General features: G+C 66.4%; 25 protein-coding genes and 1 tRNA gene. 13 read left to right on the top strand and 13 right to left on the bottom strand.

From position 1 onward, the window contains the following. Positions 1–10: 10 nt before the first annotated feature. The 8 genes from fabF to AC5P5W_RS00180 form a co-directional block, all read right to left on the bottom strand. Positions 11–1,273, bottom strand: coding sequence for a beta-ketoacyl-ACP synthase II (gene fabF / locus AC5P5W_RS00215; protein WP_134808562.1), 1,263 nt, complete (start codon positions 1,271–1,273; stop codon positions 11–13). Between the two features lie 143 nt (positions 1,274–1,416). Then, positions 1,417–1,656 (bottom strand): acyl carrier protein, encoded by a 240-nt coding sequence (gene acpP / locus AC5P5W_RS00210; RefSeq protein WP_005415509.1) that lies wholly within the window; start codon positions 1,654–1,656, stop codon positions 1,417–1,419. A gap of 152 nt (positions 1,657–1,808) precedes the next feature. Then, positions 1,809–2,552, bottom strand: coding sequence for a 3-oxoacyl-ACP reductase FabG (gene fabG / locus AC5P5W_RS00205; RefSeq protein WP_005408312.1), 744 nt, complete (start codon positions 2,550–2,552; stop codon positions 1,809–1,811). 82 nt (positions 2,553–2,634) lie between these two features. Next, positions 2,635–3,579 carry an ACP S-malonyltransferase gene (gene fabD / locus AC5P5W_RS00200; RefSeq protein WP_197574233.1) on the bottom strand — a complete coding sequence of 315 codons (945 nt, stop codon included), beginning with the start codon at positions 3,577–3,579 and terminating at the stop codon, positions 2,635–2,637. Positions 3,580–3,739: 160 nt separating this feature from the next. Then, positions 3,740–4,522, bottom strand: coding sequence for a BUD32 family EKC/KEOPS complex subunit (locus AC5P5W_RS00195; protein WP_014646187.1), 783 nt, complete (start codon positions 4,520–4,522; stop codon positions 3,740–3,742). Positions 4,523–4,599: 77 nt separating this feature from the next. Further along, a complete protein-coding gene (locus AC5P5W_RS00190; RefSeq protein WP_014646186.1) occupies positions 4,600–5,577 on the bottom strand; it encodes a beta-ketoacyl-ACP synthase III in 978 nt (325 codons plus the stop codon). A gap of 91 nt (positions 5,578–5,668) precedes the next feature. Beyond that, entirely contained in the window at positions 5,669–5,863 is a 195-nt protein-coding gene (gene rpmF, locus AC5P5W_RS00185) for a 50S ribosomal protein L32 (protein ID WP_004154640.1), read from the bottom strand. Between the two features lie 107 nt (positions 5,864–5,970). Then, positions 5,971–6,480 carry a YceD family protein gene (locus AC5P5W_RS00180; RefSeq protein ID WP_049404889.1) on the bottom strand — a complete coding sequence of 170 codons (510 nt, stop codon included), beginning with the start codon at positions 6,478–6,480 and terminating at the stop codon, positions 5,971–5,973. Positions 6,481–6,593: 113 nt separating this feature from the next. Here AC5P5W_RS00180 and AC5P5W_RS00175 point away from each other — a divergent pair, with 113 nt between their 5' ends. Next, complete coding sequence (locus AC5P5W_RS00175) at positions 6,594–7,163, top strand: Maf family protein (protein ID WP_197574232.1); 570 nt, start codon at positions 6,594–6,596, stop codon at positions 7,161–7,163. 102 nt (positions 7,164–7,265) lie between these two features. Here the strand turns inward: AC5P5W_RS00175 and AC5P5W_RS00170 are convergent, their stop codons facing one another. Next, positions 7,266–9,101 carry a glycosyltransferase family 39 protein gene (locus AC5P5W_RS00170; RefSeq protein ID WP_046429196.1) on the bottom strand — a complete coding sequence of 612 codons (1,836 nt, stop codon included), beginning with the start codon at positions 9,099–9,101 and terminating at the stop codon, positions 7,266–7,268. A gap of 42 nt (positions 9,102–9,143) precedes the next feature. On the opposite strand from AC5P5W_RS00170, the gene AC5P5W_RS00165 reads away from it, so the two are divergent. From AC5P5W_RS00165 to AC5P5W_RS00150, 4 genes are read left to right on the top strand one after another with little or no spacing between them, the layout of a single operon-like run. Beyond that, positions 9,144–10,097 carry an AAA family ATPase gene (locus AC5P5W_RS00165; RefSeq protein ID WP_032958559.1) on the top strand — a complete coding sequence of 318 codons (954 nt, stop codon included), beginning with the start codon at positions 9,144–9,146 and terminating at the stop codon, positions 10,095–10,097. Between the two features lie 23 nt (positions 10,098–10,120). Then, positions 10,121–11,044: a DUF58 domain-containing protein gene (locus AC5P5W_RS00160; protein ID WP_049441032.1), complete on the top strand. Its 924-nt coding sequence runs from the start codon at positions 10,121–10,123 to the stop codon at positions 11,042–11,044. Then, positions 11,037–12,986 (top strand): transglutaminase TgpA family protein, encoded by a 1,950-nt coding sequence (locus AC5P5W_RS00155; protein ID WP_197574231.1) that lies wholly within the window; start codon positions 11,037–11,039, stop codon positions 12,984–12,986. Before AC5P5W_RS00160 ends, AC5P5W_RS00155 begins: the two co-directional genes overlap by 8 nt. Further along, positions 12,983–13,510, top strand: coding sequence for a Slp family lipoprotein (locus AC5P5W_RS00150; RefSeq protein WP_014036182.1), 528 nt, complete (start codon positions 12,983–12,985; stop codon positions 13,508–13,510). Before AC5P5W_RS00155 ends, AC5P5W_RS00150 begins: the two co-directional genes overlap by 4 nt. 103 nt (positions 13,511–13,613) lie before the next feature. Here the strand turns inward: AC5P5W_RS00150 and AC5P5W_RS00145 are convergent, their stop codons facing one another. The 4 genes from AC5P5W_RS00145 to dnaX all read right to left on the bottom strand — a co-directional run bounded on the left by AC5P5W_RS00145 (position 13,614) and on the right by dnaX (position 17,116). Next, the gene (locus AC5P5W_RS00145) at positions 13,614–13,973 is read right to left on the bottom strand and encodes a histidine triad nucleotide-binding protein (RefSeq protein ID WP_014646179.1); all 360 of its coding nucleotides are present in this window, start codon (positions 13,971–13,973) and stop codon (positions 13,614–13,616) included. Between the two features lie 67 nt (positions 13,974–14,040). Further along, a complete protein-coding gene (gene recR / locus AC5P5W_RS00140) occupies positions 14,041–14,640 on the bottom strand; it encodes a recombination mediator RecR (RefSeq protein WP_049441038.1) in 600 nt (199 codons plus the stop codon). A gap of 82 nt (positions 14,641–14,722) precedes the next feature. After that, on the bottom strand, positions 14,723–15,043 hold the full coding sequence (locus AC5P5W_RS00135) for a YbaB/EbfC family nucleoid-associated protein (RefSeq protein WP_005408298.1): 321 nt from the start codon (positions 15,041–15,043) through the stop codon (positions 14,723–14,725). A 6-nt stretch (positions 15,044–15,049) separates the two neighbouring features. Beyond that, positions 15,050–17,116 carry a DNA polymerase III subunit gamma/tau gene (gene dnaX / locus AC5P5W_RS00130; RefSeq protein ID WP_197574229.1) on the bottom strand — a complete coding sequence of 689 codons (2,067 nt, stop codon included), beginning with the start codon at positions 17,114–17,116 and terminating at the stop codon, positions 15,050–15,052. A gap of 143 nt (positions 17,117–17,259) precedes the next feature. On the opposite strand from dnaX, the gene AC5P5W_RS00125 reads away from it, so the two are divergent. From AC5P5W_RS00125 to AC5P5W_RS00090, 8 genes are all read left to right on the top strand, one after another. After that, positions 17,260–17,352, top strand: a tRNA-Ser gene (locus tag AC5P5W_RS00125). 810 nt (positions 17,353–18,162) lie between these two features. Then, a complete protein-coding gene (locus AC5P5W_RS00120) occupies positions 18,163–18,492 on the top strand; it encodes a hypothetical protein (RefSeq protein ID WP_126411778.1) in 330 nt (109 codons plus the stop codon). A gap of 44 nt (positions 18,493–18,536) precedes the next feature. Next, on the top strand, positions 18,537–19,544 hold the full coding sequence (locus AC5P5W_RS00115) for an OmpA family protein (RefSeq protein ID WP_168708242.1): 1,008 nt from the start codon (positions 18,537–18,539) through the stop codon (positions 19,542–19,544). A 539-nt stretch (positions 19,545–20,083) separates the two neighbouring features. Continuing rightward, positions 20,084–20,356, top strand: a complete 273-nt coding sequence (locus AC5P5W_RS00110; protein ID WP_014036176.1) for a hypothetical protein — start codon at positions 20,084–20,086, stop codon at positions 20,354–20,356. A gap of 112 nt (positions 20,357–20,468) precedes the next feature. Beyond that, the gene (locus AC5P5W_RS00105; RefSeq protein ID WP_343200248.1) at positions 20,469–21,998 is read left to right on the top strand and encodes a pilus assembly protein TadG-related protein; all 1,530 of its coding nucleotides are present in this window, start codon (positions 20,469–20,471) and stop codon (positions 21,996–21,998) included. Further along, positions 21,995–22,780: a hypothetical protein gene (locus AC5P5W_RS00100; RefSeq protein WP_014646173.1), complete on the top strand. Its 786-nt coding sequence runs from the start codon at positions 21,995–21,997 to the stop codon at positions 22,778–22,780. The genes AC5P5W_RS00105 and AC5P5W_RS00100 overlap by 4 nt, the downstream gene beginning before the upstream one ends. A 15-nt stretch (positions 22,781–22,795) precedes the next feature. After that, entirely contained in the window at positions 22,796–23,611 is an 816-nt protein-coding gene (locus AC5P5W_RS00095; protein ID WP_014036173.1) for a TadE/TadG family type IV pilus assembly protein, read from the top strand. After that, positions 23,595–24,263, top strand: a complete 669-nt coding sequence (locus AC5P5W_RS00090) for a hypothetical protein (RefSeq protein ID WP_014646172.1) — start codon at positions 23,595–23,597, stop codon at positions 24,261–24,263. Before AC5P5W_RS00095 ends, AC5P5W_RS00090 begins: the two co-directional genes overlap by 17 nt. The last annotated feature ends 6 nt before the right edge of the window (positions 24,264–24,269 follow it).

Raw genomic sequence — 24,269 nt, 5'->3', positions numbered from 1 at the left:
TACAACTCGGTCAGACGCGCTTGAAGACCAGCGTGCCGTTGGTGCCGCCGAAGCCGAAGCCATTGGACATCACCACGTCGACCTTGGCCTGGCGCGCTTCGTTGGGCACGTAGTCCAGGTCGCAGCCTTCGCCCGGCTGCTGCAGGTTGATGGTCGGCGGGATGACGTTGTCCTGCAGTGCCATCACCGAGAAGATCGCTTCCACGCCGCCGGCAGCACCCAGCAGGTGGCCGGTCATCGACTTGGTGGAGCTGACCATCATCTTGTAGGCGTGGTCGCCGAAGGCGGTCTTCATCGCCATGGTCTCGCCCAGGTCGCCCAGCGGCGTGGAGGTACCGTGCGCGTTGAGGTAGCCCACCTGTTCCGGGCTCACGCCCGCGTCCTTCATAGCCATGGCCATGCAGCGCGCGGCGCCTTCGCCGTTCTCGCTCGGTGCGGTCATGTGGTACGCGTCGGAGCTGGCGCCGAAGCCGGCCAGTTCACAGTAGATCTTCGCGCCACGCGCCTTGGCGTGCTCGTACTCTTCCAGGATCAGGATGCCGGCGCCGTCGCCCAGCACGAAGCCGTCACGGTCCTTGTCCCACGGGCGCGAGGCCTGTTCCGGGGCATCGTTGCGGGTGCTCATGGCCTTCATCGCGCAGAAGCCGCCCAGCGCGGTCGGCGACGAGCCACGCTCGGCACCGCCAACCACCATCACGTCGGCGTCGCCGTACTGGATCATGCGCATCGCGGTACCGATCGAATGGTTCGAGGTCGCGCAGGCCGACACCGCCGAGAACGACGGGCCCTTCAGGCCGGTGATGATGCTCAGCTGGCCCGGCAGCATGTTGATGATGGTCTTTGGCACGTAGAAGGGCGAGATCTTCTTGCCCTCGTGGAACTCGATGGTCTGCTCTTCGATGCCGAGCAGGCCGCCGATGCCGGCGCCGACGATGGCGCCGATGCGCTCGGCATTGGCGTCGGTGATCTCCAGGCCCGAGTCGTGCAGGGCCATGAACGAGGCACCGAGGCCGTAATGGATGAACGGGTCCATCTTCTTGGCATCCTTGCCGCTGACCCGGAACTTGCCGAACAGTTCATTGTCGGCGGTGATGTCGAATCCCTTGACCTCACCGGCAATCTTGGTGGTGAACCGATCCAGATAGGCATCCGCAACGTTGGTCAGCGGACCGATGCCCGAACGACCGTGGGTGATGCCTTCCCAGCTGCTGGCCAGATCATTGCCCAACGGCGAGACGATACCCAGGCCGGTTACGACGACGCGACGCTTCATTGCTGATTCTCCTGGCCCGGCTGATTTCAACGGGCAACGCGGTTTGCTTCGGTGTGATGCTCAAACACACGGGGCCGCAACTGCGGCCCCATGGGGTGCGGTGCGCGGCGAGCGTGGGCCCGCGCGCGCACTGCCGTCTGACATCAGGCCTTGACGTGGGCCTTGATGTAGTCGATGGCGGCCTGCACGGTGCTGATCTTCTCGGCTTCTTCGTCCGGGATCTCGCACTCGAATTCTTCTTCCAGGGCCATCACCAGCTCGACGGTGTCCAGCGAGTCAGCGCCCAGGTCATCGACGAACGATGCGCTGTTGGTGACTTCTTCTTCCTTGACGCCAAGCTGTTCGACGACGATTTTCTTGACGCGTTCTTCGATGGTGCTCATGGGATCTCGCTCCAGATGGAGTTGTGGTTCAAAAGTGGTCGCCATCAAAGGCGATGGCCGTGGGATAGTGTAGTGGAAACCGGCGCGGCCTTGCATTGCAGCAAAAACCTCCGCAGATCAACCACTTGCGGCGCAATCCCTGCGCCCCTTGCTTACGGCATGTACATGCCGCCGTTCACATGGAGGGTTTCGCCGGTGATGTAACCGGCAGCCGGGCTGGCCAGGAAGGCCACCGCATGGGCGATGTCTTCCGGCGACCCCAGGCGTTCGAGGGCGATGTCGTTGATCAGCGCGGTGCGCGCTTCTTCCGGCAACGCCTTGGTCATGTCGGTGTCGATGAAGCCAGGTGCGACAACATTGACGGTGACGCCGCGCGAACCGATTTCCTTGGCCAGCGACTTGCTGAAGCCGATGATGCCCGCCTTGGCCGCGGCGTAGTTGGCCTGGCCGGCATTGCCGGTCACGCCCACCACCGATGCGATGTTGATGATGCGGCCCTTGCGCGCCTTCATCATGCCGCGCATCACCGCCTTGCTGGTGCGGAACACGCTGGTCAGGTTGGTGTCGATGATCGACGCCCAGTCCTCGTCCTTCATGCGCATGAGCAGGTTGTCGCGGGTGATGCCGGCATTGTTGACCAGGATCGAGATCGGGCCGAATTCCTTGGCGATGCCATCGAGCACGCTGTCCAGCGCGGCGGCATCGGTGACGTTCAGCGCGCGGCCGTGACCACCGTGGGCGGCCAGGCGTTCGCCGATCGCGGCAGCGCCGGATTCAGTGGTGGCGGTACCGATGACGGTGGCGCCCTGGGCGGCCAGCAGATCGGCGATGGCGGCACCGATGCCACGGCTGGCGCCGGTGACCAGTGCGATTTCACCCTGCAGGGGCTTGCTCATGATGTTTTCCTCAGGCTGGGGCGACCGCCGCACCCGTGCCGCTTGCCGCGGCCACCGGTACGGTCGGCAGGAACAGGGGGGATCAGGCCGACCATGCCTCGCGGGCGGCGTCGAAGTCGCCCGGCGTGGCCAGCGAACGGCCGTCGATGGCCTTGTCGATGCGCTTGACCAGGCCGGTCAGCACCTTGCCCGGGCCGCACTCGGCGATCCGGGTGACGCCACGGGCAGCCAGCGCCTGCACGCACCCGGTCCACTGTACCGGCTGGTACAGCTGCTGGACCAGCGCGGTGCGGATCGCGTCGATGCCGCTGTGCACCTGGGCGTCGACGTTCTGCACCACCGGCAGCTGCGGCGCGTGCCAGGACAGGCCGGCCATCACTTCGGCCAGGCGGTTGGCGGCTTCGCGCATGAGCGGGGTGTGCGAGGGCACGCTGACGGCCAGCTTGACCGCCTTGCGCACGCCCTTCTCGGCCAGCAGCGCCAGCGCACGGTCGACCGCGTCGGCGTCGCCACCGATCACGATCTGGCCCGGCGAATTGAAGTTGGCCGGCACCACCACCTGGCTGCCTGCCGCTTCGGCGCAGACGTCCAGCACCAGCTGGTCTTCAGCGCCGAGCACGGCGGCCATGGCGCCGACACCGGCCGGTGCGGCTTCCTGCATCAGCTGGCCGCGCAGGCGCACCAGGTGCGCACCGTCATGCAGGCTCAGTGCGCCTGCGGCAACCAGGGCGGTGTACTCGCCCAGGCTGTGGCCGGCCAATACCGACGGGCGCGGACCGCCCACGGCGTTCCAGGCGCGCCACACGCCGATGCTCGCGGCCAGCAGGGCCGGCTGGGTGTATTCGGTACGGTTGAGCATTTCCTCCGGGCCGCCCTGGGACAGCGCCCACAGGTCGACGCCGGCACCATCGGATGCCTCGGTGAAGGCTTCACGCACCTGTGGGTGCAGTTCGGCCAGCTCGGCCACCATGCCCACAGACTGCGAGCCCTGGCCGGGGAAGACAAAAGCGAGGGTGGATACGGTCACGCGGTCATCCGCTTGTTGCAATCGAAGCGGGCCATGATAAGGGCGAATCCGCTGTGTCGTCTGTACGTGCGCGTATGCAGGCGTATGGAGCGCGGCCGGGCAAGCGCAACGGGGTCAGATCCCTTTTCCGCAGGAAAAGGGATCTGACCCCTGTCAGCCATCAGCAGAACAGCTGCAGGACGTCCAGGTCGCCGTCGGCGAGGAAATCCACGCACAGGCCCACCAGCATCAACACGCCGGCGGTGCTGGCGCCGTGGGCGATGAAGATGGAATGGGCCAGCGCGCGCGCCGAACGGCCCAGCTTCATGCAGACCCGTGCCAGGCTGCGCAGGCGGCCGCTGACCGCATGCACGTGCTCGCGCACCGGCGCCTGAACGTCACCCATCGCCTCGGCCATCATCGCCTGCAGGTGCCCGGGGCGGTCGGCGTAGTACTTGGCCACGCCGTAACCGAACATCAGCCAGTCGCGGGCCTGCGCTTCGGACAGATCCATCACTTCCAGCGGATCTTCCTCGAAATCGATGAAGCCGACCTTCTCGCCATCCCATGTGAGGTTGCGCGGCAACGGCTGGCCGAAATAGGCGCCGCGGGCATGAGCTTCAGCAATGGCCAGCATCGCCGCCATCACCAGCCGATCGCGACCGGCTTCGTCGGCTTCGCGCAGGCAGGTATTGAACGAGCTGCCGTTGTCGCCGATCACCAGCGCGGCATGACCGGTGCCCAGTACGTCCGGCACGTTCACACCCTGCGCCTGCAGTTCCGCGAGGCGGCGGGCCTCGGTTTCGCGTGCGGCGTCGCCACCGCGGTGCGGCGGCGGGCGCAGCGCATCCAGATGGAAACGGCGCGCAACAAAATTGAGCAGGCCCAAGGCCATTGCCCGGCTTCCCTTGCCGTACTGCTTCAGCCAGGCACGTTGCCCTTCGATGACGATGGGCTCAACCATGACAGGTCCTCCTTAAACGCGTTACGGCCCCGGAGGGGCCGTAACGACAAGACTTCACATTGTCGTAACTTGCACTATCAATAGCGCAGCAGGGCCGAACCCCAGGTGAAGCCGCCGCCGAAGGCCTCCAGCAGCAGCAACTGGCCACGCTCGACCTTGCCCGAACGCACCGCGGCATCCAGCGCCAGCGGCACCGAGCCGGAGGAGGTGTTGCCGTGCTTGTCGACGGTCACCACGACCTGGTCCATCGACATCTCCAGCCGCTTGGCGGTGGCTTCGATGATGCGCAGGTTGGCCTGGTGCGGGATCAGCCAGTCCAGGTCGGACTTGTCCAGGCCGTTGGCGGCCAGGGTCTCGTCCACGACCGAGTCCAGCGCCTTGACGGCGTACTTGAACACGTCGTTGCCCTTCATGTTGATGGTGCCGCCACCGTTGGCGCCGTCCTTGAAGCCGGTCGAAACGCCGACCGGGTTCCACAGCAGTTCCTTCTTGCTGCCATCGGCATGCAGGTGGGTGCTGAGGATGCCGGTGTCTTCGTCGGCCTTGAGCACGACGGCGCCGGCGCCATCGCCGAACAGCACGCAGGTGGTGCGATCGTTCCAGTCGACCATGCGGGTCAGCGTTTCGGTGCCGATCACCAGCACGTGCTTGCAGTCGCCGGAGCGGATGAACTTGTCGGCCACACCCAGCGCGAACACGAAGCCGGAACAGGCTGCGTTGACGTCGAAGGCGGGGCACCCGGCCACACCGAGCTTGGCCTGGATCAGGCACGCGGTGGACGGGAAAATGAGATCAGGGGTGGTCGTGCCGACCACGATCATGTCGAGCTGCGAGGCATCGATGCCTGCGGCTTCAAGCGCGCGCAGGGCGGCGTTGTAGCCAAGGTCGCTGGTGGTTTCGCCTTCGGCCGCGATGTGCCGTTCACGAATACCGGTGCGCGACTGGATCCACTCATCCGAGGTTTCGACCATTTTTTCCAGGTCGGCGTTGGTCAGGACTTTTTCCGGCAAATAGCTACCGGTGCCCGCGATCCTCGAATAGATCCGCTTGCTCATCATGTTTCCTGTTGCGCGGGCCGCCGATCACCGGCACGCCCGGGAAAGAAGGCAAAGGCCGCTGCCCGGAGGCAGCGGCCTTCCCGGCACATCAATCTTCTTCGACAGCCGAGGTCTTGGTCTGGATGACCTTCTTGCCGCGGTAGAAACCGTCGGCAGTGATGTGGTGACGCAGGTGCACTTCGCCGGTGGTCGGGTCGGTCGACAGCTGCTTGGCGCTCAGGGCGTCGTGGGCACGACGCATGCCGCGGCGGGACGGGGTGACACGGGATTTCTGCACAGCCATGGGATTGCTCCAAACTCGGTTCGATTTGCTTCGTCGTATCGTCGCGCAGGACGCCAGCGCCCAGCACACTTTCGCTTTCGCCGCAGCCGCCGACGACAATCCGGCTGCTATTGTTTCTTCAGTGCTGCCAACGCCGCAAACGGGTTGGCCTTCTTCGTTTCTTCTTCGCTCGGTGCCCAGTCCTTGTCGACTGCTTCACCGTCGGGCGACAGCGGCACCACGGGCACCGCCAGCACCAATTCGTCCTCGACCAGATCCAGCGGACGCAGCTGGCCGTCTTCCGGCACCAGCAACGCCTCGTATTCCTCCGGCAGGGACGATTCCTCGTCCTCGTCGCGGATCAGGCCAAGCCTCTGGGTCACCTTCACCGGCAACAGGAATCGCTGCATGCTGCGCTGACAGGTCAGCGGCAGCGCGGTGTCGATGGTCAGTTCCACATAGGATACCCGCAAGACGTCGTCGCGACCGAATTCAAGCGAGTAGACACACTCGCCGTCGGTATCTGCGACCAACCCCTGCAGGCGGGTCAATTCAGCCAGGGAGACCTGACCGTCGAAGCGCCTTCGCGCTACAACCATCCGCCAGGCATCCAGCGTTTCGGGCACGTTCGCGGACATAAGCCGCTGAATACTAAGGATCGCACCGCCCGCTGTCAAATGCCCGCCCTGCAGCACTTGCCGCTGGCGCCGTGGAGGGGCCAGACTGCCGCGCCCTGCCCCGGTATTGTCACATGTCACTGGTCCTGGCCTCCACCTCCCGCTACCGTCGCGAACTGCTGGAACGGCTGGGCCTGCCCTTCGACTGCGCACGCCCGGACGTGGATGAAACCCCTCTGGGCGCCGAGACCCCGCTGGCCCTGGCCACGCGCCTGGCCGCCGCCAAGGCCGCCGACGTGGCCGCCCGCCATCCGGGCGCCTGGGTGATCGGCTCGGACCAGGTGGCCGACCTGAACGGCCAGCCGCTGGGCAAGCCGGGCACGGCCGAGGCGGCCTGTGCGCAGCTGGCGGCGATGTCCGGACAGACGGTGCGCTTTCACACGGCAATCAGTCTCAGGCGGGATGGAGAATCCCTCGCCACCCTGGATCTGACCGAAGTACGCTTCCGCGTGCTGGACCCGCAGGAAATCATCCGCTACGTCGCCGCCGAGCAGCCGCTGGACTGCGCCGGCAGCTTCAAGTGCGAGGGCCTGGGCATCAGCCTGTTCGAGGCAATCGACAACCGCGACCCGACCGCGCTGGTCGGCCTGCCACTGATCGCGCTGTGCGGCCTGCTGCGCAGGGCTGGATTCGCGGTGCCGTGAACGGTGGAGCCGAGCCCTTGCTCGGCCGTTTTTTTCGAGGCTGCCCGCCATCTGTAGCAGAAGCAGCCGAGCATCGGCTCGGCTCTACAGGACCAGGGTACCTCAACGAACTTCGAACGGCTGCTCCTGCCACGCCTCCACACTGCCGTCGCGGCCGTGCAGGCGCAGGCCAAGCCAATGCCGCCCCGGCGCCAGCGTGGTGGTATCCAGCGATGCGTCGAAGCCCACCGCCGGATGTTGCGGATCGGTGCTGTCCGGCCAGGTGTGGCGGATGTCGAACATGCGCCCGTAGCGCGCATCGCCAATCGAATGGCCATCGACCAGCACTTCGATGCGCGCCAACCCCACGCCGTCCTTGAATGCCCAGCCCTTGATGGCGAGCGTTCCGGAGACCTTCTCACCGTTGGACGGCGCATCCAGCCAGGCCATTGCCGGCGTCACGCAGGGCCCCTGCGCGCGCTGCACCGGCAGCTGGAACAGCAGGAAGCGCTGGAAACCATGATCGCTGCTGACCACGCGCGGCGCCGGCAACGGCCCCACCTGCTCGCAGATCGCGTGATAGCGCGCCAGCAGATCGCGGTAGCGCTGGTCGCTGGGTGACAGCACCAGCAGCATCGGCGCACTGCGCGGGCCTTCGTGCAGCAGGCCCCACTGTGCCAGCTGTGCGGTCCGCCCATGCTTGTCGTTGAGCGGGTGCGGCAGCACCTCGATATCACCGTTGCCCAGCTGGAAGCCCAGTTCGGCACCGACCTTGAAGTTGCCCGCCAGCACACGCGTGCCCGGCGGCATCTGCCGCAGTTCGTCGCGCACCGCCACGGCCAGCGGCTGCCAGCCGGCAAAGTTGCGCGGGTAGTACTTGCTGCCAGCCATCTGCTCGCGCAGCGCCGGCGTGGACGCCATCAGGTAGTAGCCGAAAGCCAGTACGGTGCCTGCAGCTGCCAGCCACCAGCCGGTGCGGCGCAGCCAGCGTGGCCAGCCGTTGAGGACCACCGGCACGGCCACCAGCAGCGCCAGGTAGCCCGGCAACGGCCAATGGAAACTGATCCGCTCGACATCGGTGAAGAAGCCCAGCAGGAAGATGCCCAGCGTCGACACCCCGCCCACCAGGCCGAAATAGCGCCATTGCACCCGCACACCACCACCGCTGCGGGTACCCGCCAGGGCGACCTTCCACATCGCGATGCACAGGATCGGCGTCACCAGCATCGGCTGGATCACCAGGAACCACAGCCCTTCCCACTCGAACGTCCACGGGTGGCGCTCGACCACCTGGAACTTCAGGCCGGCATCATGGTTGTCCGCATTCCACGCCAGCAACGGCAGCCAGGCCAGTACACCCACCGCCAGCGCCACCCATACGCGCGGGTCGGCCAGCATGCGGCGGCCCTGCGGCAGCGCCAGCAGCGCAATGAAGCCGACACCGATGACGCCAATGAAACGGTAGTGGCTGAGCGCACCGATCAGCAGGCCCAGCGCCAGCTTCATCGCCGACGACGCATCCACGTTGTGCAGCAGGCGCGCACCGGCGTGCAGGCAGATCACCGCCGCAAGCGCCATCGGCACATCCGGCACGGCCAGCAGGCCCAGCGTGGCCGACAGCGGCATCAGCAGGGTCAGGCTGCCCGCCTGCCACCCTGCGACGTTGCCAAACCAGCGCGTGGCGATGCGCACCACCAGCAACGGCAGCAACGCACCGATGGCCAGGAACGGCAGGCGCAATGCGAGCACGTGATGGCCACCGATTTCCACGCCCAGGCGTGCAAGCCATGCTGTCAACCCCGGCAGGTCGGAATAGGCGGCGGCCAGGTGCTGGCCTTCCTGCCAATAGAACGCCTCATCGACGAACAGCGGCAGGCGTGCAGCCACCACCAGCTTGGCCGCTGTGATCAGCGTCCATAACCAGAGAAATATTGCCCGTGCGCGCTGTTCGCCTTGCATTGCTCTATGGATAATCGAGTGGATTCCAGACCTGAGACGATCATGCCAGCCTCGTCCCCCAATCCCAGCATGCTAACCGATCAACTGCGCCAGGCCCTGCGGGAGGCACAGGATCAGGTGAACGCACTGGTACTGGGCAAGGTGCCGGAAGTCAGGCTGGCCTTTGTCGCCCTGCTTTCCGGCGGCCACCTGCTCATCGAAGATCTGCCCGGGCTGGGCAAGACCACGCTGGCGCATGCATTGGCCAGCAGCCTCGGCCTCAGCTTCCAGCGCGTGCAGTTCACTTCCGACCTGTTGCCGGCGGACGTACTGGGCGTATCGGTGTACGAGGCCGGCAGCCGCCAGTTCCAGTTCCACCCCGGCCCGGTGTTCACCCACGTGCTGCTGGCCGATGAGATCAACCGCGCACCGCCGCGCACGCAGAGTGCGTTGCTGGAGGCGATGGCCGAGCAGCAGGTCACCCTGGATGGACAGACGCATCCACTGCCCGATCCATTCTTCGTGATCGCCACGCAGAACCCGGTCGACCTGTCCGGCACCTTCCCGTTGCCGGATTCGCAGCTCGATCGTTTCCTGCTGCGGCTGGCGATGGGCTACCCGAGCGTGCAGGCCGAGCGCGAGCTGCTGCGTGGCAGCGATCGCCGCGACCTGATCGCCCGCGCGGTGCCGAAGCTGGATGACACCCAGGTGCGTGCGCTGCGTGAAGCCGTTGGCCAGGTACACGCCAGCGACGCGCTGATCGACTACGTGCAGGCACTGTTGACCCGCAGCCGCCAGCATGCCGGCGTACGCGTGGGCCTGTCACCGCGCGCCGGGCTGGCCCTGCTGCGTGCCGCCAGGGCGCATGCACTGCTGCTCGGCCGCGGGCATGTGGTGCCCGAAGACGTGCAGACCCTGTTCGTGGCAGTGGCCGGCCATCGCCTGGTGGCGGAGGCCGAATCCAGCTCCGGGCCGGCACTGGCGCGGGCGATCCTGCAGACCGTCGCGGTGGACTGAAGGTGGCCACACGCTGGGCACGCATGCAGCTGCTGGCACGCCCACGCAGGCCCGAAGCCCTGCCGCAGCGACTGGATCGCCATCGCATCTATGTACTGCCGACGCGCTTCGGCCTGTTCGTCGCCACCCTGCTGTCGGCGATGCTGCTGGGCGCATTGAACTACAACAACAACCCGGCCCTGCTGCTGGCACTGTTGCTGGCCGCAGCAGCGATCGCCAGCGCCATTGCCGCGCACCTGCAGCTGTCCGGCATACAGATCGATGCAATCTCCGCCGAGCCGGTTCCGGCCGGGCACCCCCTGCGCCTGCGCGTGGACCTGTCGTTGCGCGACCCGCGCGCGCGCCACGGGCTGCACCTGCAGCTGGGCGCAAGCGAGGCGTGGGTCGCACTGCCTGCACACGGTCGCGGCGAAGTGGAGCTGGATGTCCCCAGCGAGCGCCGCGGCTGGCTGGAACTGCCGCGCATCCGCCTGTCCAGCACGCAGCCGCTGGGGCTGGTGCGGGCATGGTCGTGGGTGTGGCCGGAGCAGCCGCTGCTGGTCTATCCACTGGCCGAGGCACTGGCACCACCCCTTCCGGAAAGTGGCAGCGATCCACTGCACACCCGCGCCCATGCCAGTGGCGAAGAGCTGCACCAGCTGCGCCCCTATCGTGCCGGCGACGCCCCGCGCAGCATTGCCTGGAAACACTCGGCACGCCGCGACAGCCTGCTGGTACGCGAATACGAGAAGCCGATCGGCATCGAAGTGGTGCTGGACTGGCGCACGCTGGCGCCGCTGGGCCATGAAGCACGCATCGCGCGGTTGGCACGCTGGGTCGACATGGCCGAGCGCGAAGGCCGGCGCTACACGCTGCTGCTTCCAGCCCATCCCCCGTTCGGGCCCGGCCAGGGCGCCAGCCACCACCACCTGTGCCTGCGCGCACTGGCGCTGATGCCCCATGACTGAGCCTGCCGTCCTGCTCGATCGCAACGCCCGCAGCTGGACCCTGGCCAGCGCAGCGCTGGCGCTGCTGCCACTGCTGCTGCAGCTGCCGCCGGTGCTGGCCGTCGTGATCGCGATCACCGCCGTGCTGACCGCTGCGCTTTCCTGGCGGCGGGTGCTGCCGATGCCGGTGCGCCTGCTGCTGGTGCTGGCCATGCTCGCCACCATCGTCTGGCAGATGGGCATGGTGCGGCCGGGGCGTGATACCGGCTGTGCGCTGCTGGCGGCGATGCTGGCCATCAAATCCAGCGAACTGCGCAACCTGCGTGATGCGCGCAGCCTGCTCGGTTTCGCGCTGTTCTCGCCGTTCGCGGCCTTCCTGCTCGACCAGGGCCCGCTGACCACGGGACTGGCCGCGCTGGCCGCGGTTGCCGCACTGCTGGCCCTGCAACGCCTGGCCCAGGACGAGGGCCGCAGCCCACGCCTGCCACTGCACGGTCAACTGCGCGGCGTCGGCCGCCTGCTTGGCATCGGCCTGCCGCTGGCACTGGCCTGCTTCTGGCTGTTCCCGCGCTTGTCCACGCCGTTGTGGGGCGTACCCGAACGAGCGGTGGGTACACCCGGCCTGGCTGACAGCATGGCGCCGGACCAATGGCTGGACCTGATGGCCGACGACACCCCGGCGCTGCGCGTGCAGTTCTTCGGCGCCGTGCCCGAGCCCACGCAGCGCTATTGGCGCGGCCCGGTGCTGACCTCCTTCGATGGCCACCGCTGGAGCCGCGATCGCGCGACGGCCCGGCGCCCCGCCCCCGTGGTCGAAGCCGCCGCACAGGGATGGGACTACCAGATCGACTACGAACCCACCGACCGTCGCCTGCTGGTGGCCCTGGACCTGCCCAGCCGCGCACCGGAAGGCAGCAGTTTCGATGCGGACATGAGCCTGCGCAGCGACCGCACGCTGTCCGCGCTCAGCCGCTGGCGGTTGCATTCGGCGCCTCCGCAACGGTTCGACACCGATCTGTCGCCCTACCTGCGCCGCGCCGCGCTGCAGCTTCCCCCCGGCTTCAATCCGCGCACCGCCCAGCTGGCACGGCAATGGCGGCAGGAGGCCGGCAACGATGACGAAGCCATCGTCCGCCGAGCGCTGCAGTGGATCACCCGCGACTTCTCCTACACGCTCGATACCCCGGTGGCCGGGCGCGATCCGGTCGACGATTTCCTGTTCAACTACAAGGCCGGCTTCTGCCAGCACTTCAGCTCGGCCTTCGTGGTGCTGATGCGCAACGCCGGCATTCCGGCCCGGGTGGTGACCGGCTTCGCAGGTGGCACCCGCAACCGCATCGGGGACTACTGGGTAGTGCGGCGCATGGACGCCCACGCCTGGGCCGAAGTCTGGCTGCCCCAGCGCGGCTGGGTCCGGGTGGACCCGACTGCGGCCGTGGCACCGGAACGCATCCTGGACACGCTGGACGACCGCTTGCAGGCCGGCACGGACACCCCGCTGCAGCAGCGCTGGCTGCAGCTGGGGCAGATGGGTGACTGGCTGCGCCGTGGCTGGAACGATCTGGTGCTTTCCTTCGACGCACGCCGTCAGCAGCAGCTGCTCAGGCCGTTCGGGCTGGATGATCTCGGGCCGGCGCAGCTGGTGGCCGGCTTCGTGGTCGCCGCACTGCTGGCATTGGCATGGATGGCCTGGCTGCTGGCCCGCGGCGAGCGCGAGCGCGACCCGCTGCTGCGCGCCTGGCACCGGCTGGGGCGGCGCTATGCGCGCCTTGGCCTGGCCCGCGCCCCCCACGAGACGGCATGCGACTGGTCACGACGGGTACACGCCGTGCGCCCCGACCCCGCCCTGCTGGCACTCAGCCAGCGTTTCGCCGACGCGCGTTACGCTGGAACTTGCACCGACCTCGCTTCATTATTGCGGGACCTGCGCAGGCATCGCCCGACTTCCGGAGCCTCCCCATGAACACCAAGTTCCTCCTCACCGCTGTGGCCACGCTGGCCCTGTCGGCCTGCGCCACGGCCCCCAAGCCGCTGCAGGGACAGTTCAGCCTGGTCTCCCCGCGCGACTCGGTCGCCACCCAGCAGGTCGGCACGCCGGTCCGATGGGGTGGTCGCATCATCGAGACCAAGCCCGGCCAGGGCGAGACCTGCTTCCAGATGATCTCGCGCCCCCTCAACGCCAGTGGCCGCCCGAACACCACCTCGTCCGACGCCAGCGACGGCCGCTTCATTGCCTGCCGCGCCGGCTTCTACGACCCGGCCGTGTTTGAAGCCGGCCGCGACGTGACCTTCATCGGCAAGATCGACGGCTACCAGAACACCCGCATCGGGGAGTACGACTATCGCCTGCCGAAGCTGTCGGCCGATGTGATCTACCTGTGGCCGGAACAGCGCCAGGTCGATGTGGTGCCCTACCCCTATGGCCCGTGGGGCCCGGGCCCGTATGGCCCGTACTGGGGTGGTTACGGCCGTTGGGGCTGGTGGTGATCGCCACCGGCCATGCGTGATCGAAAAAGGCCGCCTTCGGGCGGCCTTTTTTTCATCCACGCATCGCATGGATCCACTGCGGGCAATGGTGGATGCCGGGCGCTCAGCGCCCCGGCGTACCGAAATGCCCCAGCGGCGCACCGGCCAGCAGGTGCATGTGGATGTGGAACACGGTCTGCCCGGCATCCTCGCGGCAGTTCATCACGATGCGGTAGCCGTCCTGCGCGAACCCTTCGCGGCGCGCATATTCGGCGGCAGCCAGGGCAAGCTTCCCGATCAGGTGCGCCTGCGACGGCTGCAGGTCGTCCAGGGTCGGGATGATCTCGTTCTTCGGAATGAACAGTACGTGCACCGGCGCCTGCGGTGCGATGTCCTTGAAGCCCAGCACCTCGTCGTCCTCGTAGACGATGGTGGCCGGGATCTCGCGACGGATGATCTTGCTGAAGAGGGTTTCGTTGCTCATGGTCGGCCTCGGCGGGAGTGTCTTCCGCATTGTAGGCCGGACACGCCGGGCGCTGCCCGGACAGCGCTCAGTCGCGGAATTCGCTGCGCGTGCCGAACGCGTGCGACAGCGTGCCGCGGTCAACGTATTCGAGTTCGCCGCCGAGCGGCAGGCCCTGCGCCAGGCGGCTGGGCTGCACCTTGCGCGCGCGCGCCAGCTGCGCCAGGTAGTGCGCGGTGGCTTCGCCTTCGACGGTGGCACTGGTGGCGATGATCAGCTCCTGCACCTCACCTTCGGCCAGACGCTGCTCCAGCTGCTCCAGGCCCAGCTCGCGCGGGCCGATGCCATCGAGCGGCGACAGCCGGCCCTGCAGCACGAAGTAGACACCGCGGAAGCCGGTGGCGTTTTCGATGGCCAGGCGGTCGGCCGGCGATTCGACCACGCACAGCTGGCTGCGCTCGCGGCTGCTGTTGGCACAGGTCGGGCACAGCTCGGTTTCGCTGAAGTCGCGGCACTGCGCGCAGTGGCCGATGCGCTCCACCGCCAGCGCCAGGGCTTCGGCCAGTCGCTGGCCACCTTCGCGCTCGCGCTCGAGCAGGTGGTAGGCCATGCGCTGTGCGGTCTTCTGGCCCACGCCAGGCAGCACCCGCAGTGCGTCGATCAATTGTTCAAGCAGGGGTGCGGACACGGCGGCATGCTTTCATGGCGTCGAGCAGGCTCGACGGCTACAGATTCTGTGGCACCCGCTTGCACGGGTGCCACGCTGGCAATCAGAACGGCAGCTTCATGCCCGGCGGCAGCTGCATGCCGGCGGTGGCCGAACCCATCTTCGACTTCGACTCGGCGTCGATCTTGTTCGAAGCGTCGTTGAAGGCGGCGGCGATCAGGTCTTCCAGCATCTCCGGGTCGCTGGTCAGCGACGGATCGATGCGCACCTTGCGGCATTCCTTGGCGCCGGTCAGGGTCACGCTGACCATGCCGCCACCGGCACTGCCGGTCACTTCGATCTTGGCGATTTCTTCCTGGGCCTTCTGCAGGTTTTCCTGCATCTTCTGGGCCTGCTGCATCAGTTGGGCGATGTTTCCGCGCATGGTGTCTTACTCGTCAAAAGAACGGATGGAATCGGAAACAACCCGGGCACCGTGCTGCTGGATCAGCACCTGCACTTCCGGGTCGTCCATGAAAACGGCCTCTGCCACCTGCTGCCGCTCGCCACGCTGGCGGTCGGCCCGCTGATGCAGGGTCTCGGCCGGAACGTGTTCGGTTTCCACGGTCTCGACCACGATCTTCGGCGCCTGGCCGAGGGCCTTCTGCAGCATCTCGCCCAGGGCAGCCAGCGCGCGCTCCGAGCGCAGGTATTCAAATCCGGGCGAAAGGCCCAGTTTCAAGGTCCCGTGCTGGCAGCTGATGAACGCGGCGTTGGCGGCCAGCTGCCGCGAGGGGCCGCTCAGGCCGCTGTTGGCGACCAGGTCCAGCCAGTCTTCGGCCGTGGCCAGCTCGCTGACACCTTCCTGCGGCGCGGCGGCATGCGCCGGGGCCGGCTTGGCATGTTCGGCCGGCGCAATGGCAATGCCTTCGGCGCGGAACGGGCGCTCGGGCGGCGCATGCTCGCTGGGAGCCGCGACGGGAGCCGGCGGTTCGTGCCAGGGCGCAGCCATGGCGGCGTCCGGGCCGGACATCTCGGCCGCCAATGCCTCGTCACGCGCCTCGGCTTCGTCAGTGGCCCACGGCGGCAGGTCGTCGCCTGCCTCTGCAGTGACGGCAGGCGCCGGCGCCTGTGGCTCAGCCTTCACCGGCGGCGGCGACACGGGCTCTTCCACCGGAACCGGCTCGGGCTCGGGCGTCGGATCTGGTTCCGGTTGCGGGGCCGGTTCGGGCTCGGGTTCAGGTTCGCGCGGCGCGGCCTGCACCGGCGCGGCGGCCTGCGCCGCTACCGCCGGGCTGCCCGAAGCGGCAGCAGCGGCCGGCGTCGCATCGCGGCTACCGGTACCGGCGCCACCACCGGCAGCGTTGCCACCCGGCGTGCCGCCCAACGCACCGTCGACGGCCTTCGGCACCGGCGGTACCGCTGCGGCCGGACGGAACGCCAGCATGCGCAGCACGGCCATTTCAAAGCCCGCGCGCGGGCTGGGTGCCAGCGGCAGGTCGCGGCGGCCATTCAAGGCCATCTGGTACCAGAGCTGCACCACTTCCGGGCGCAGGCGCTCGGCGAATGCGGCGACATCCAGGCCTTCCGCCGCGGCAGCGCCCGGCACCAGCTGCTGCACCTGGATGCGGTGCAGCCCTTCGGCCAGCGCTTCCAGCACACCACTCCAGTCCGGCGAGAACTCTGCCAGCGCGGCTACCACCTGCAGCAGGCGCGGGCCATCGCCGTCGGCCAGCGCATCGAGCATCGCCGCCACCTGGGTGCGGTCCACGGTACCCAGCATGGTGCGCACCACGTCCTCACGCAGCGCGCCGCCGGCATAGGCGATCGCCTGGTCCAGCAGTGACAGGCCATCGCGCAGGCTGCCGTCAGCGGCCTTGGCCAGCTGCACGATGGCGCTTCCATCGGCCTCGATCGCTTCCGCCGCCAGGATGCGGGTCATCTGGCCCTGGATCTGGTCTTCATCCAGGCGCTTGAGGTTGAACTGCAGGCAGCGGCTGAGCACGGTGACCGGCAGCTTCTGCGGATCGGTGGTGGCCAGCAGGAACTTCACGTGCTCCGGCGGTTCTTCCAGCGTCTTCAGCAGCGCATTGAACGCCGCCTTGGACAGCATGTGCACTTCGTCGATCAGGTAGACCTTGTACTTGCCGCGCGAGGGCATGTACTGCGCGTTCTCGATCACCTCGCGCACGTCATCCACACCGGTGTTGGACGCGGCGTCGATTTCCAGCAGGTCGATGTAGCGGCCGGCGTCGATGTCCAGGCAGGCCGCGCACTGGCCGCACGGGTCGGCGCTGGTACCCTGCTCGCAGTTCAGCGACTTGGCGAAGATGCGCGCGATGGTGGTCTTGCCCACGCCGCGGGTGCCGGTGAACAGGAACGCGTGGTGGACCCGGCCGCTGTCCAGCGCGTTGCTGAGCGCACGGACCACGTGTTCCTGGCCCACCAGCTCGGCGAAACGCTTCGGACGCCACTTGCGGGCAAGGACGAGATAGGACATCAGGCCACCGTTTTCCATCGGATGTTCCATTGTGCCATGCCTGTCCAGCCCCCTCGCCAACAATGCCGCTGGATGCGCCCCTGATCAGGGTGCTTGTGTCCGGCCGCGCCGCCCGCTAGAATCTGCGCCCCTGCTGAGGCGTTTGCCGATGGCAGGGATCCGGAGAGGTGTCCGAGTGGTTGAAGGAGCACGCCTGGAAAGTGTGTAAGCGTCTAAACCGCGCTTCGGGGGTTCGAATCCCCCTCTCTCCGCCAGACAAATGAAGAAGCCGCCCTCTGGGCGGCTTTTTTATTTGGCTGGCGGAGAGCATCGGGCGAGAGAAGCCCTGCCGGGGTTCGACGGTTCTGCAGGAGCAGAACCGGACCGCCGAAGGCGGGTCCCGGGGCGCAGCGCGCACCGGGATCGGGTGCATGGATGCACCCGACAATCCCCCTCTCTCCGCCAGATAACTGAAAAAGGCTGCCTTCGGGCAGCCTTTTTCAGTTATCTGGCGGGGGATGCGAAGTGCGCTGCGCGCGCTTCGCCCCAAACGTTGCTGCGCAACGTTCGGGCCCCTCCCCTTGCCGGCCTCTCCCCGCCCCTGTCGGGGCAGCCCCTCAACAGAGGGGCTTGTTGCTCCAGAGCCATCAATGGGTTTCCGCCGTGCGGGGATGCCTGATCGGTTGTACCTCGCAGAAGCCGCTGGCGGGAGATGCGAAGTGCGCTGCGCGCGCTTCACCCCAGACGTTGCTGCGCAACGTTCGGGCCCCTCCCCTTGCCGGCCTCTCCCCGCCCCTGTCGGGGCAGCCCCTCAACAGAGGGGCTTGTTGCTCCAGATCCATCAATGGGTTTCCGCCGTGCGGGGATGCCTGGTCGACCGTCCCGCTTCCACGTTCGATGGCCGTCCAACGACAGGATCTGCCCCACGTCGTGGCACCCCGCGCTTCCTGTCCACGCCCTGACCACTGGCCGTGCCGTGGCGATGCAACGACACGCTGGCACTCACTGCCTGTTGCTATGCTCGGGCCACAGGGGATTGATGCCCGCTATCGGGCCGGATGAGGAACATCAACATGCGGTATTTCATGACGAAGCTAGTGATCACCTCCGCCTTGCTGATCGGCAGCGGCACCGCAGTCGCACAGGGCGGCGGTGCGGCGCAGTTCGGCGCACTGGGAGGCACGCATGCAGGCAATGCCCTGGCGTGCGGCGCAACCCCGGAACAGGCCGCCAAGCTGCGCGCAAGCCACAAGGCACAGGCAAAAACCGTGTTCGGCGCCGAAGCAGGCTTCGACCAGGCCTATGACACGGCCGAAGCGCAGACACAGAAGAAGATCACCGATGCCTGGAAGAAGGGCCAGTACAAGCCCACCAGCGAAGTCTGCAACGAACTGATGAAGCAGGTGCGTTCATGACGCAGAAGCACGGATCGACGATGTCCGCAGTGCGCGCGAGCCTGTTGGCCGCCAGCCTGGTACTGGCACTGGGTGCCTGCAAGCGCGCTGGCGAAGCGCCTGCAGAGGGTGGCGCTTCCTCGGCCGCACCTTCCAGCACCGCAGCCGAACCATCACCGCAGGCGGCTGCGGCCACGGATGGAAGCCAGAAGGCCGCAGCGTTCAATGTTGCCGAGCTGCCCGTATCGCAGGCAACGATCGGCAGCTTCCCTTATCTCGGACTGCCGCAGGGCTACACCAGCCAGGACGTCGTAGACAGCGAATTCGATCGCGTACCGTTCTGGACCGGCGATCGCGTGGAATGGATTGAAGGCAAGGTTCATTCTTCGGTCCTGCAGAGCAGCAGCGATCACCCTTATTCGCAGCTGGAGCTCAGCCGCAATGTACAGAGCCTGGTCGAGGCCCTAGGGGGCAAGCGCATTTTCTCCGGCACCATACCGGCCGATGCATCGCGTGACATCGGCAACAGCAAGGCGGCGACCACCTATGTCGGCGGCATCGGCGACATCTACAACGAACCCGCAGAAACCTATGTCATCCATCGCGAAGATCGCGATATCTGGATTCACCTGGGCTCGGGTGGAAACTCCGGCGGCCTGCTCGTCGCAGAGACAAAACCGGTGCAGATCACGGCCAAGGTCATTGAAGCGGACACGCTGAAACAGGCACTGGACAGCAGTGGCAAGGTATCCATCCAGGTGAACTTCGCAACCGACGCCGCCGAGATCCTGCCCGATTCGGAACCGCAGATCGCACAGGTCACCCAGCTGTTGAAGGCCGACCCACAGCTTCGCCTTTCCGTTGAAGGACACACCGACAACAGCGGCAGCCAATCGCACAACCAGACGCTCTCGCAGGCGCGTGCGGAGTCGGTGCGCACGCGTCTTGTCGGCGGTGGAATCGCAGCCGAACGCCTGAGCGCGAAAGGCTATGGGCAGAGCCAGCCGGTCGCCGACAACGCAACCGAAGAAGGGCGTCGCGCCAATCGTCGCGTGGAACTGGTCAAGCGCTGATATCACCACGACGTTACTGCGTTGAAGCGCTCCGGAAAAAGCACATGCCCTGCATGTGCTTTTTTCTTTTCCGCGCCGCACGGTCATTTGTTTTGCCGCGGATGCAACGAGATAAAAACACGCGGATCTCTCATGCCGTTCGAACAAGAAGCAGGCCGTGCACGCGCCCTCTGTAGCGCGCCAATATTCCGGCACCACAAGCCGCCTGCGTGACACAAATATGTCAGTTAAGTGTTAATTTCCTTAACGAAAAGCGGTGCATCTAGCTCAAATTTGACGTGATTATGTGCAGACAATTGTTAATCTGCAATGTGCATCACATTTTCAAATATTTCATTGCATATCGGAAAAACCTGACTTGTATCGTCAATTTTCTGTCGATAGGCTTGGCCCCGTTCTCGAACAAGCGACAAATTTTCGACGAACCAGGGTGTGAGCTTCCTGTCTTTACCTCGCCCTGCCATTAATCAGGATCCCCCAGCGGACACGCCGAATATCCCGCACACCCGGGAGGATTCCTGCCATCAAGGAGGAAATACATGGAACGCAGCCGTCGTCACATCCGTTTTTCCCGTAAGCAGGCCGGTCAGGGCATGACCGAGTACATCATCATCACCGCGCTGATCGCCATCGCCGCGATCGGAGCCGTCACCTTCTTCGGAGGCACGGTTCGCAGCCAGGTGGCAGGCATGTCGAAAGAACTTTCCGGCCAGAGCGCGACGCAGTCGATCAACCGCGCCAAGAACCAGGCCAACAGCGCCCAGCAGGAAGCTGACAAGACCAAGGGCATGGACGCGTACAAGAACAAGTAATACCCCAGCCCTGGCGGCATGAAGCCGCCAGGGCCCTCCCAGCATAATCTCCCTGCGCGCACCGCACGCGGCGCGCGACGGGCAGCCATGGCCTCCGGCCCAGGAATTCGTTATGCGCAGCGCATTGGCTTTGGCACGAAGCCGTGCGGCCCGGGGCGTTTCCAGCCACCGAACGGTCGCCGGCCAAGCAATGGTTCTCGGGCTGGCACTCATTCTGGTTCTATGCATCGGGATTGTCCTGCTGTTCAACACAGGGCAGGTGGTGAACAAGAAGGTGGAGCTGGTCAATGCGGCTGACGCCGCCGCCTACAGCGTTGCGATCCAGCAGGCACGCGCACTGAACTACGCGGCCTACATGAACCGTGCCCGCGTTGCCAACGAAGTGGCCGTGGCACAGACGATCAGCCTCTATTCGTGGCTGAACCAGATGCACACCACCTCCATCGTCATCCGCACCACGCTGGATGTGCTCTCCGCCATTCCCTACATCGGCGTGGTGTTCAAGGCATTGGCAACCGCCTTCAAGGTCGCCGAACGCATTCTCAAGGTCACCCGCCAGGCGTTCCAGCCTGTCGCGCAGGCGGCCATCGTCGCCATCGACAAGCTCAACATGATGTTCGCCGCCTCGGTGCAGCTCGTCATCGAGGGCGTATCGCGGCTGGACAGCTACACCATCGCCAAGGATGTGCTGCAGCGGAACTCACCGCAGGCACAGCTGGGCACCATCGGAACCGCGGTGCTCGGCACGCAACTGGCCACGGCCGAGAACCGGCTGCTGCAGCGCTACAGCATTCCCCGTACCGCCAACGGTGGCTCGGCCACGCAGCGCCAGGGCGCCGACCGCTTCCGCAATGTGGTGATGCAGTCGCGTGATGGCTTCAGCAAGAGCCGCAGCGATGATTTCCTCGGCTTCCTGGTGCAGTCCGGCGGCACCGACATGGTCGACTACAACCGATGGGCAGCGCTGGACACCATGGCCGTCGAGCTTCCGCTGCCATGGCCGCTTTCCGATATCGATATTCCAGTCGGCTGGGGCGGTGCGCAGGCCGTGGAAAGCTATCGCAACCAGCGCTTCCTCAACGGCTTCGGCAACGGCAACGGCTGGTACTCGGACTGGGACCGCCGCCGCTACCGCCCGTATGGCGAAGCGGTGCGCCGCAATCGTGGCGCGGCGTGGATTGTCGACCGCAGCCAGGATGCCAACGTGCGCTTCGCCAATGGCCAGCATCGCAAGGCCTTCTTCACCGGCTACAACGGCCTGCGCGACTATCACGACGTCAAGGCCGGGCAGGCACTGCAGCCCTACGCCGAGAATGATCGTGACCGCGACAAGGTCGGCCCGGTCTTCACCATCTATGCCGAGACCGCCGGCACCAGCGCGCGCACCACGTCCGGCGCCGGCATCGGCGCCCCGGCCGGCTCGCAGATGGAACTGCCGGACAGGATGGCCAACAACAAGATCGCCGCACTTTCCTCCGCGCAGGTGTTCTTCGACCGCCCGGTGCAGCTGCGCATGTTCAGCCGCGATGACCGCAAGCGTGAAACCGGAAACCTGTTCAGCCCTTACTGGCAGGCACGACTGGTCAAGACCGATGCCACCACCAAGGCTGCCCTGGCGGCAGCCGGAGCCTTGATGCCATGACGTTTGCTGTTTTCAATCGCCTGCACCTGTCGATCGCCACACTGCTGATCAGCGGCTGTGGCAGCGCGGCGGACAACGGCGAGCCCGCCGCTGCCAGGAACATGCCGGGCATCCATCTTGACCAGATTGCCGAAACCCTGGTGGATGGACGCAACGCGGCGCGCACCAGCTACCAGCAGGCACTGAGCGACTGCCAGGCGGCAGGATTGCCGACCCGCGCACTGGATGACGCCGATGTCGCCCGCCTGGGAACCGTTCGTTACGAAGCCTGGCTTTCCAGCAAAGAGGAAGTGTTCCGTACCCGCGAGTGGCGCCTGCTCAACGATGGCCCTGCGACCAGCTGCCAGTTCCGGCTGGAGGCCACCGGCCTGCAGGAGACCCAGAGCGCCTCCGGCGTGGAGCAGGTCGATCTGGCAACGGGAGAGCGTAGCCAGTCCCCCGCCGACAGCGACGGGCTCACCCGCTTTGCCGCCGAAGCCGACGAAGGCAGCGCCTCGCCGGGCTTCCAGCGCGCGGGCAACCGCAGGGTCGCTGGCCAGCCGTGCAACGTGTGGAAGGACGAGAACGGACGGTTCAGCCAGTGCGTGTGGTCGGCTGGTGCCAGCTGGGGCTTCACCCCCGGTGCACTGAACGACTACCGGCCGAGCCGCTACGCCATTGTCCTGGAGCAGGAACCCCTCGACGGCAATGGCACCCGCCTGACCACGCAGCGCATGACGGTGGGCCAACCCTTTGAACGCGGCGACCTCGAGGTACCGCGCGAACCGTCCTCCCAACGATGACCTGCTGAGGTAGCCATGGACAGGGAACGCCCATTCCGCGGCGCGCGTCGCCAGCGCGGCCAGAGTCTCACCGAAGTCGCCGTGCTCTGCGCCGTGCTGGTGCCGATCTTCCTGCTGATCCCGATCCTGGCCAAGTACATCCACGCCCGCCAGGCCACCCAGCAGGCCGCGCGCGCGATCGCCTGGGAAGCCACCGTATCGCCGGACTACAAGCTGCCGGCCAGCGGCCGCCAGCGCGATCTTGCCGTCGACCGCTATTTCGGGCGTGCCAACGATCCCATCGTCAGCCAGGCGCAGACCGGCGCACGCGATGCCGCCGTCGGCGACGTCCTGATGAATACCTTCTCCAACCAGCCGCTGGTGCGGCGCGGTGACCTCGCCCTGGTCTCCTACACCAGCACGTCGGCAGGCGGCATGATGAAGAAGATCGGCGACGTGACCTCGATGTTCGGTTCGTTCCCGCCCAACCGCAACGGCCTGACCCAGGCCCAGCTGCGGTTGGATGTGCAGGATCTGAAAAGTGCCAACGGCAGTGCTGCCGCCTATCTGGAACCCTTCGATTCGCTGGGCCTGAAGCTGCAGGCCACCCATGTGGTGCTGGCCGACCCCTGGAATGCAGCCGGTTCCGGGCTCAAGGTCAACTCGTCACGCTCGGTGATCGCGCAGGTCAAGCCACTGGTGCCATCCCAGCACATGGCGGGCATCGCCAAGGCGTTTGACGGCCTCTCCGGCATCCCGATGATCGGGACGCTGAGCAGGCTTGATCCCGGTTACATCGCGCCCGACGTGGTGCCTGTCGACAAGTTGCCTGCCTATGCGCCGTCGCGTTGACCTGCTGGCGGCACTGGCCGCGCTGCTGTTCGCCTGGCCTGCGCTGGCCGCGTCCTGGCCGGACATTCCCGAGCCCGAGGGCGCGCAGAGCGAGTGGGTGGCCAAGGACATGCTCTACAACGGCCTGCCCATGCGCATCTCGCGCTTCACGTCCGCATTGCCGGTGTCGTCCATCGTCAGCTACTACAACCGCGAATGGCCCGGGCAGACCGTGATCAACGAGGTCGGCGGCAAGACCGTGATCGGCCACGCACACGGCGAGTACTACGTGACCATCGAGGTATCGGCCAAGGGCAGTGGCAGCCAGTCACAGATCGGCATTACACGCCTGCTCAAGCGCAAGCCCGATGCCGCGGCCGGCGCCGATTTCCCGAAACCGTCCGGGACGCAGGTGATCAATGACATCACCTACCTGGACACGCCCGGGCGCAGCCTGTCCATGGAAAGCACGCTGTCTCCGTTCCAGACCGATGCCTTCTATGCCAGCCGCCTCCCTGCGGACGGCTGGAGCCGAAGTTCCGGCCCTGCGGGCTGTTCGATGATCGCGCTGCAGTGCGTTGTCCGCTACAGCAAGGGCAGCCAGGAAATGACCATGACCTTCAACCGGCACGAGCAGGGAACCTCGATTGTCGTCAACCAGTCGCAGCACTGAGACCAC

The sequence above is a fragment of the Stenotrophomonas sp. YJH_SMC_123 genome, from assembly GCF_059368215.1.
This window is presented reverse-complemented; position numbering and strand designations above follow the sequence as displayed.

Coding starts and splice junctions, on each gene's coding strand:
- fabF (WP_134808562.1), bottom strand. CDS start 1,273: ATGAAGCGTCGCGTCGTCGTAACCGGCCTGGGTATCGTCTCGCCGTTG.
- acpP (WP_005415509.1), bottom strand. CDS start 1,656: ATGAGCACCATCGAAGAACGCGTCAAGAAAATCGTCGTCGAACAGCTT.
- fabG (WP_005408312.1), bottom strand. CDS start 2,552: ATGAGCAAGCCCCTGCAGGGTGAAATCGCACTGGTCACCGGCGCCAGC.
- AC5P5W_RS00195 (WP_014646187.1), bottom strand. CDS start 4,522: ATGGTTGAGCCCATCGTCATCGAAGGGCAACGTGCCTGGCTGAAGCAG.
- AC5P5W_RS00190 (WP_014646186.1), bottom strand. CDS start 5,577: ATGAGCAAGCGGATCTATTCGAGGATCGCGGGCACCGGTAGCTATTTG.
- rpmF (WP_004154640.1), bottom strand. CDS start 5,863: ATGGCTGTGCAGAAATCCCGTGTCACCCCGTCCCGCCGCGGCATGCGT.
- AC5P5W_RS00180 (WP_049404889.1), bottom strand. CDS start 6,480: ATGTCCGCGAACGTGCCCGAAACGCTGGATGCCTGGCGGATGGTTGTA.
- AC5P5W_RS00175 (WP_197574232.1), top strand. CDS start 6,594: ATGTCACTGGTCCTGGCCTCCACCTCCCGCTACCGTCGCGAACTGCTG.
- AC5P5W_RS00170 (WP_046429196.1), bottom strand. CDS start 9,101: ATGCAAGGCGAACAGCGCGCACGGGCAATATTTCTCTGGTTATGGACG.
- AC5P5W_RS00165 (WP_032958559.1), top strand. CDS start 9,144: ATGCCAGCCTCGTCCCCCAATCCCAGCATGCTAACCGATCAACTGCGC.
- AC5P5W_RS00160 (WP_049441032.1), top strand. CDS start 10,121: ATGCAGCTGCTGGCACGCCCACGCAGGCCCGAAGCCCTGCCGCAGCGA.
- AC5P5W_RS00155 (WP_197574231.1), top strand. CDS start 11,037: ATGACTGAGCCTGCCGTCCTGCTCGATCGCAACGCCCGCAGCTGGACC.
- AC5P5W_RS00150 (WP_014036182.1), top strand. CDS start 12,983: ATGAACACCAAGTTCCTCCTCACCGCTGTGGCCACGCTGGCCCTGTCG.
- AC5P5W_RS00145 (WP_014646179.1), bottom strand. CDS start 13,973: ATGAGCAACGAAACCCTCTTCAGCAAGATCATCCGTCGCGAGATCCCG.
- AC5P5W_RS00135 (WP_005408298.1), bottom strand. CDS start 15,043: ATGCGCGGAAACATCGCCCAACTGATGCAGCAGGCCCAGAAGATGCAG.
- dnaX (WP_197574229.1), bottom strand. CDS start 17,116: ATGGAAAACGGTGGCCTGATGTCCTATCTCGTCCTTGCCCGCAAGTGG.
- AC5P5W_RS00120 (WP_126411778.1), top strand. CDS start 18,163: ATGACGAAGCTAGTGATCACCTCCGCCTTGCTGATCGGCAGCGGCACC.
- AC5P5W_RS00110 (WP_014036176.1), top strand. CDS start 20,084: ATGGAACGCAGCCGTCGTCACATCCGTTTTTCCCGTAAGCAGGCCGGT.
- AC5P5W_RS00105 (WP_343200248.1), top strand. CDS start 20,469: ATGCGCAGCGCATTGGCTTTGGCACGAAGCCGTGCGGCCCGGGGCGTT.
- AC5P5W_RS00100 (WP_014646173.1), top strand. CDS start 21,995: ATGACGTTTGCTGTTTTCAATCGCCTGCACCTGTCGATCGCCACACTG.
- AC5P5W_RS00095 (WP_014036173.1), top strand. CDS start 22,796: ATGGACAGGGAACGCCCATTCCGCGGCGCGCGTCGCCAGCGCGGCCAG.
- AC5P5W_RS00090 (WP_014646172.1), top strand. CDS start 23,595: ATGCGCCGTCGCGTTGACCTGCTGGCGGCACTGGCCGCGCTGCTGTTC.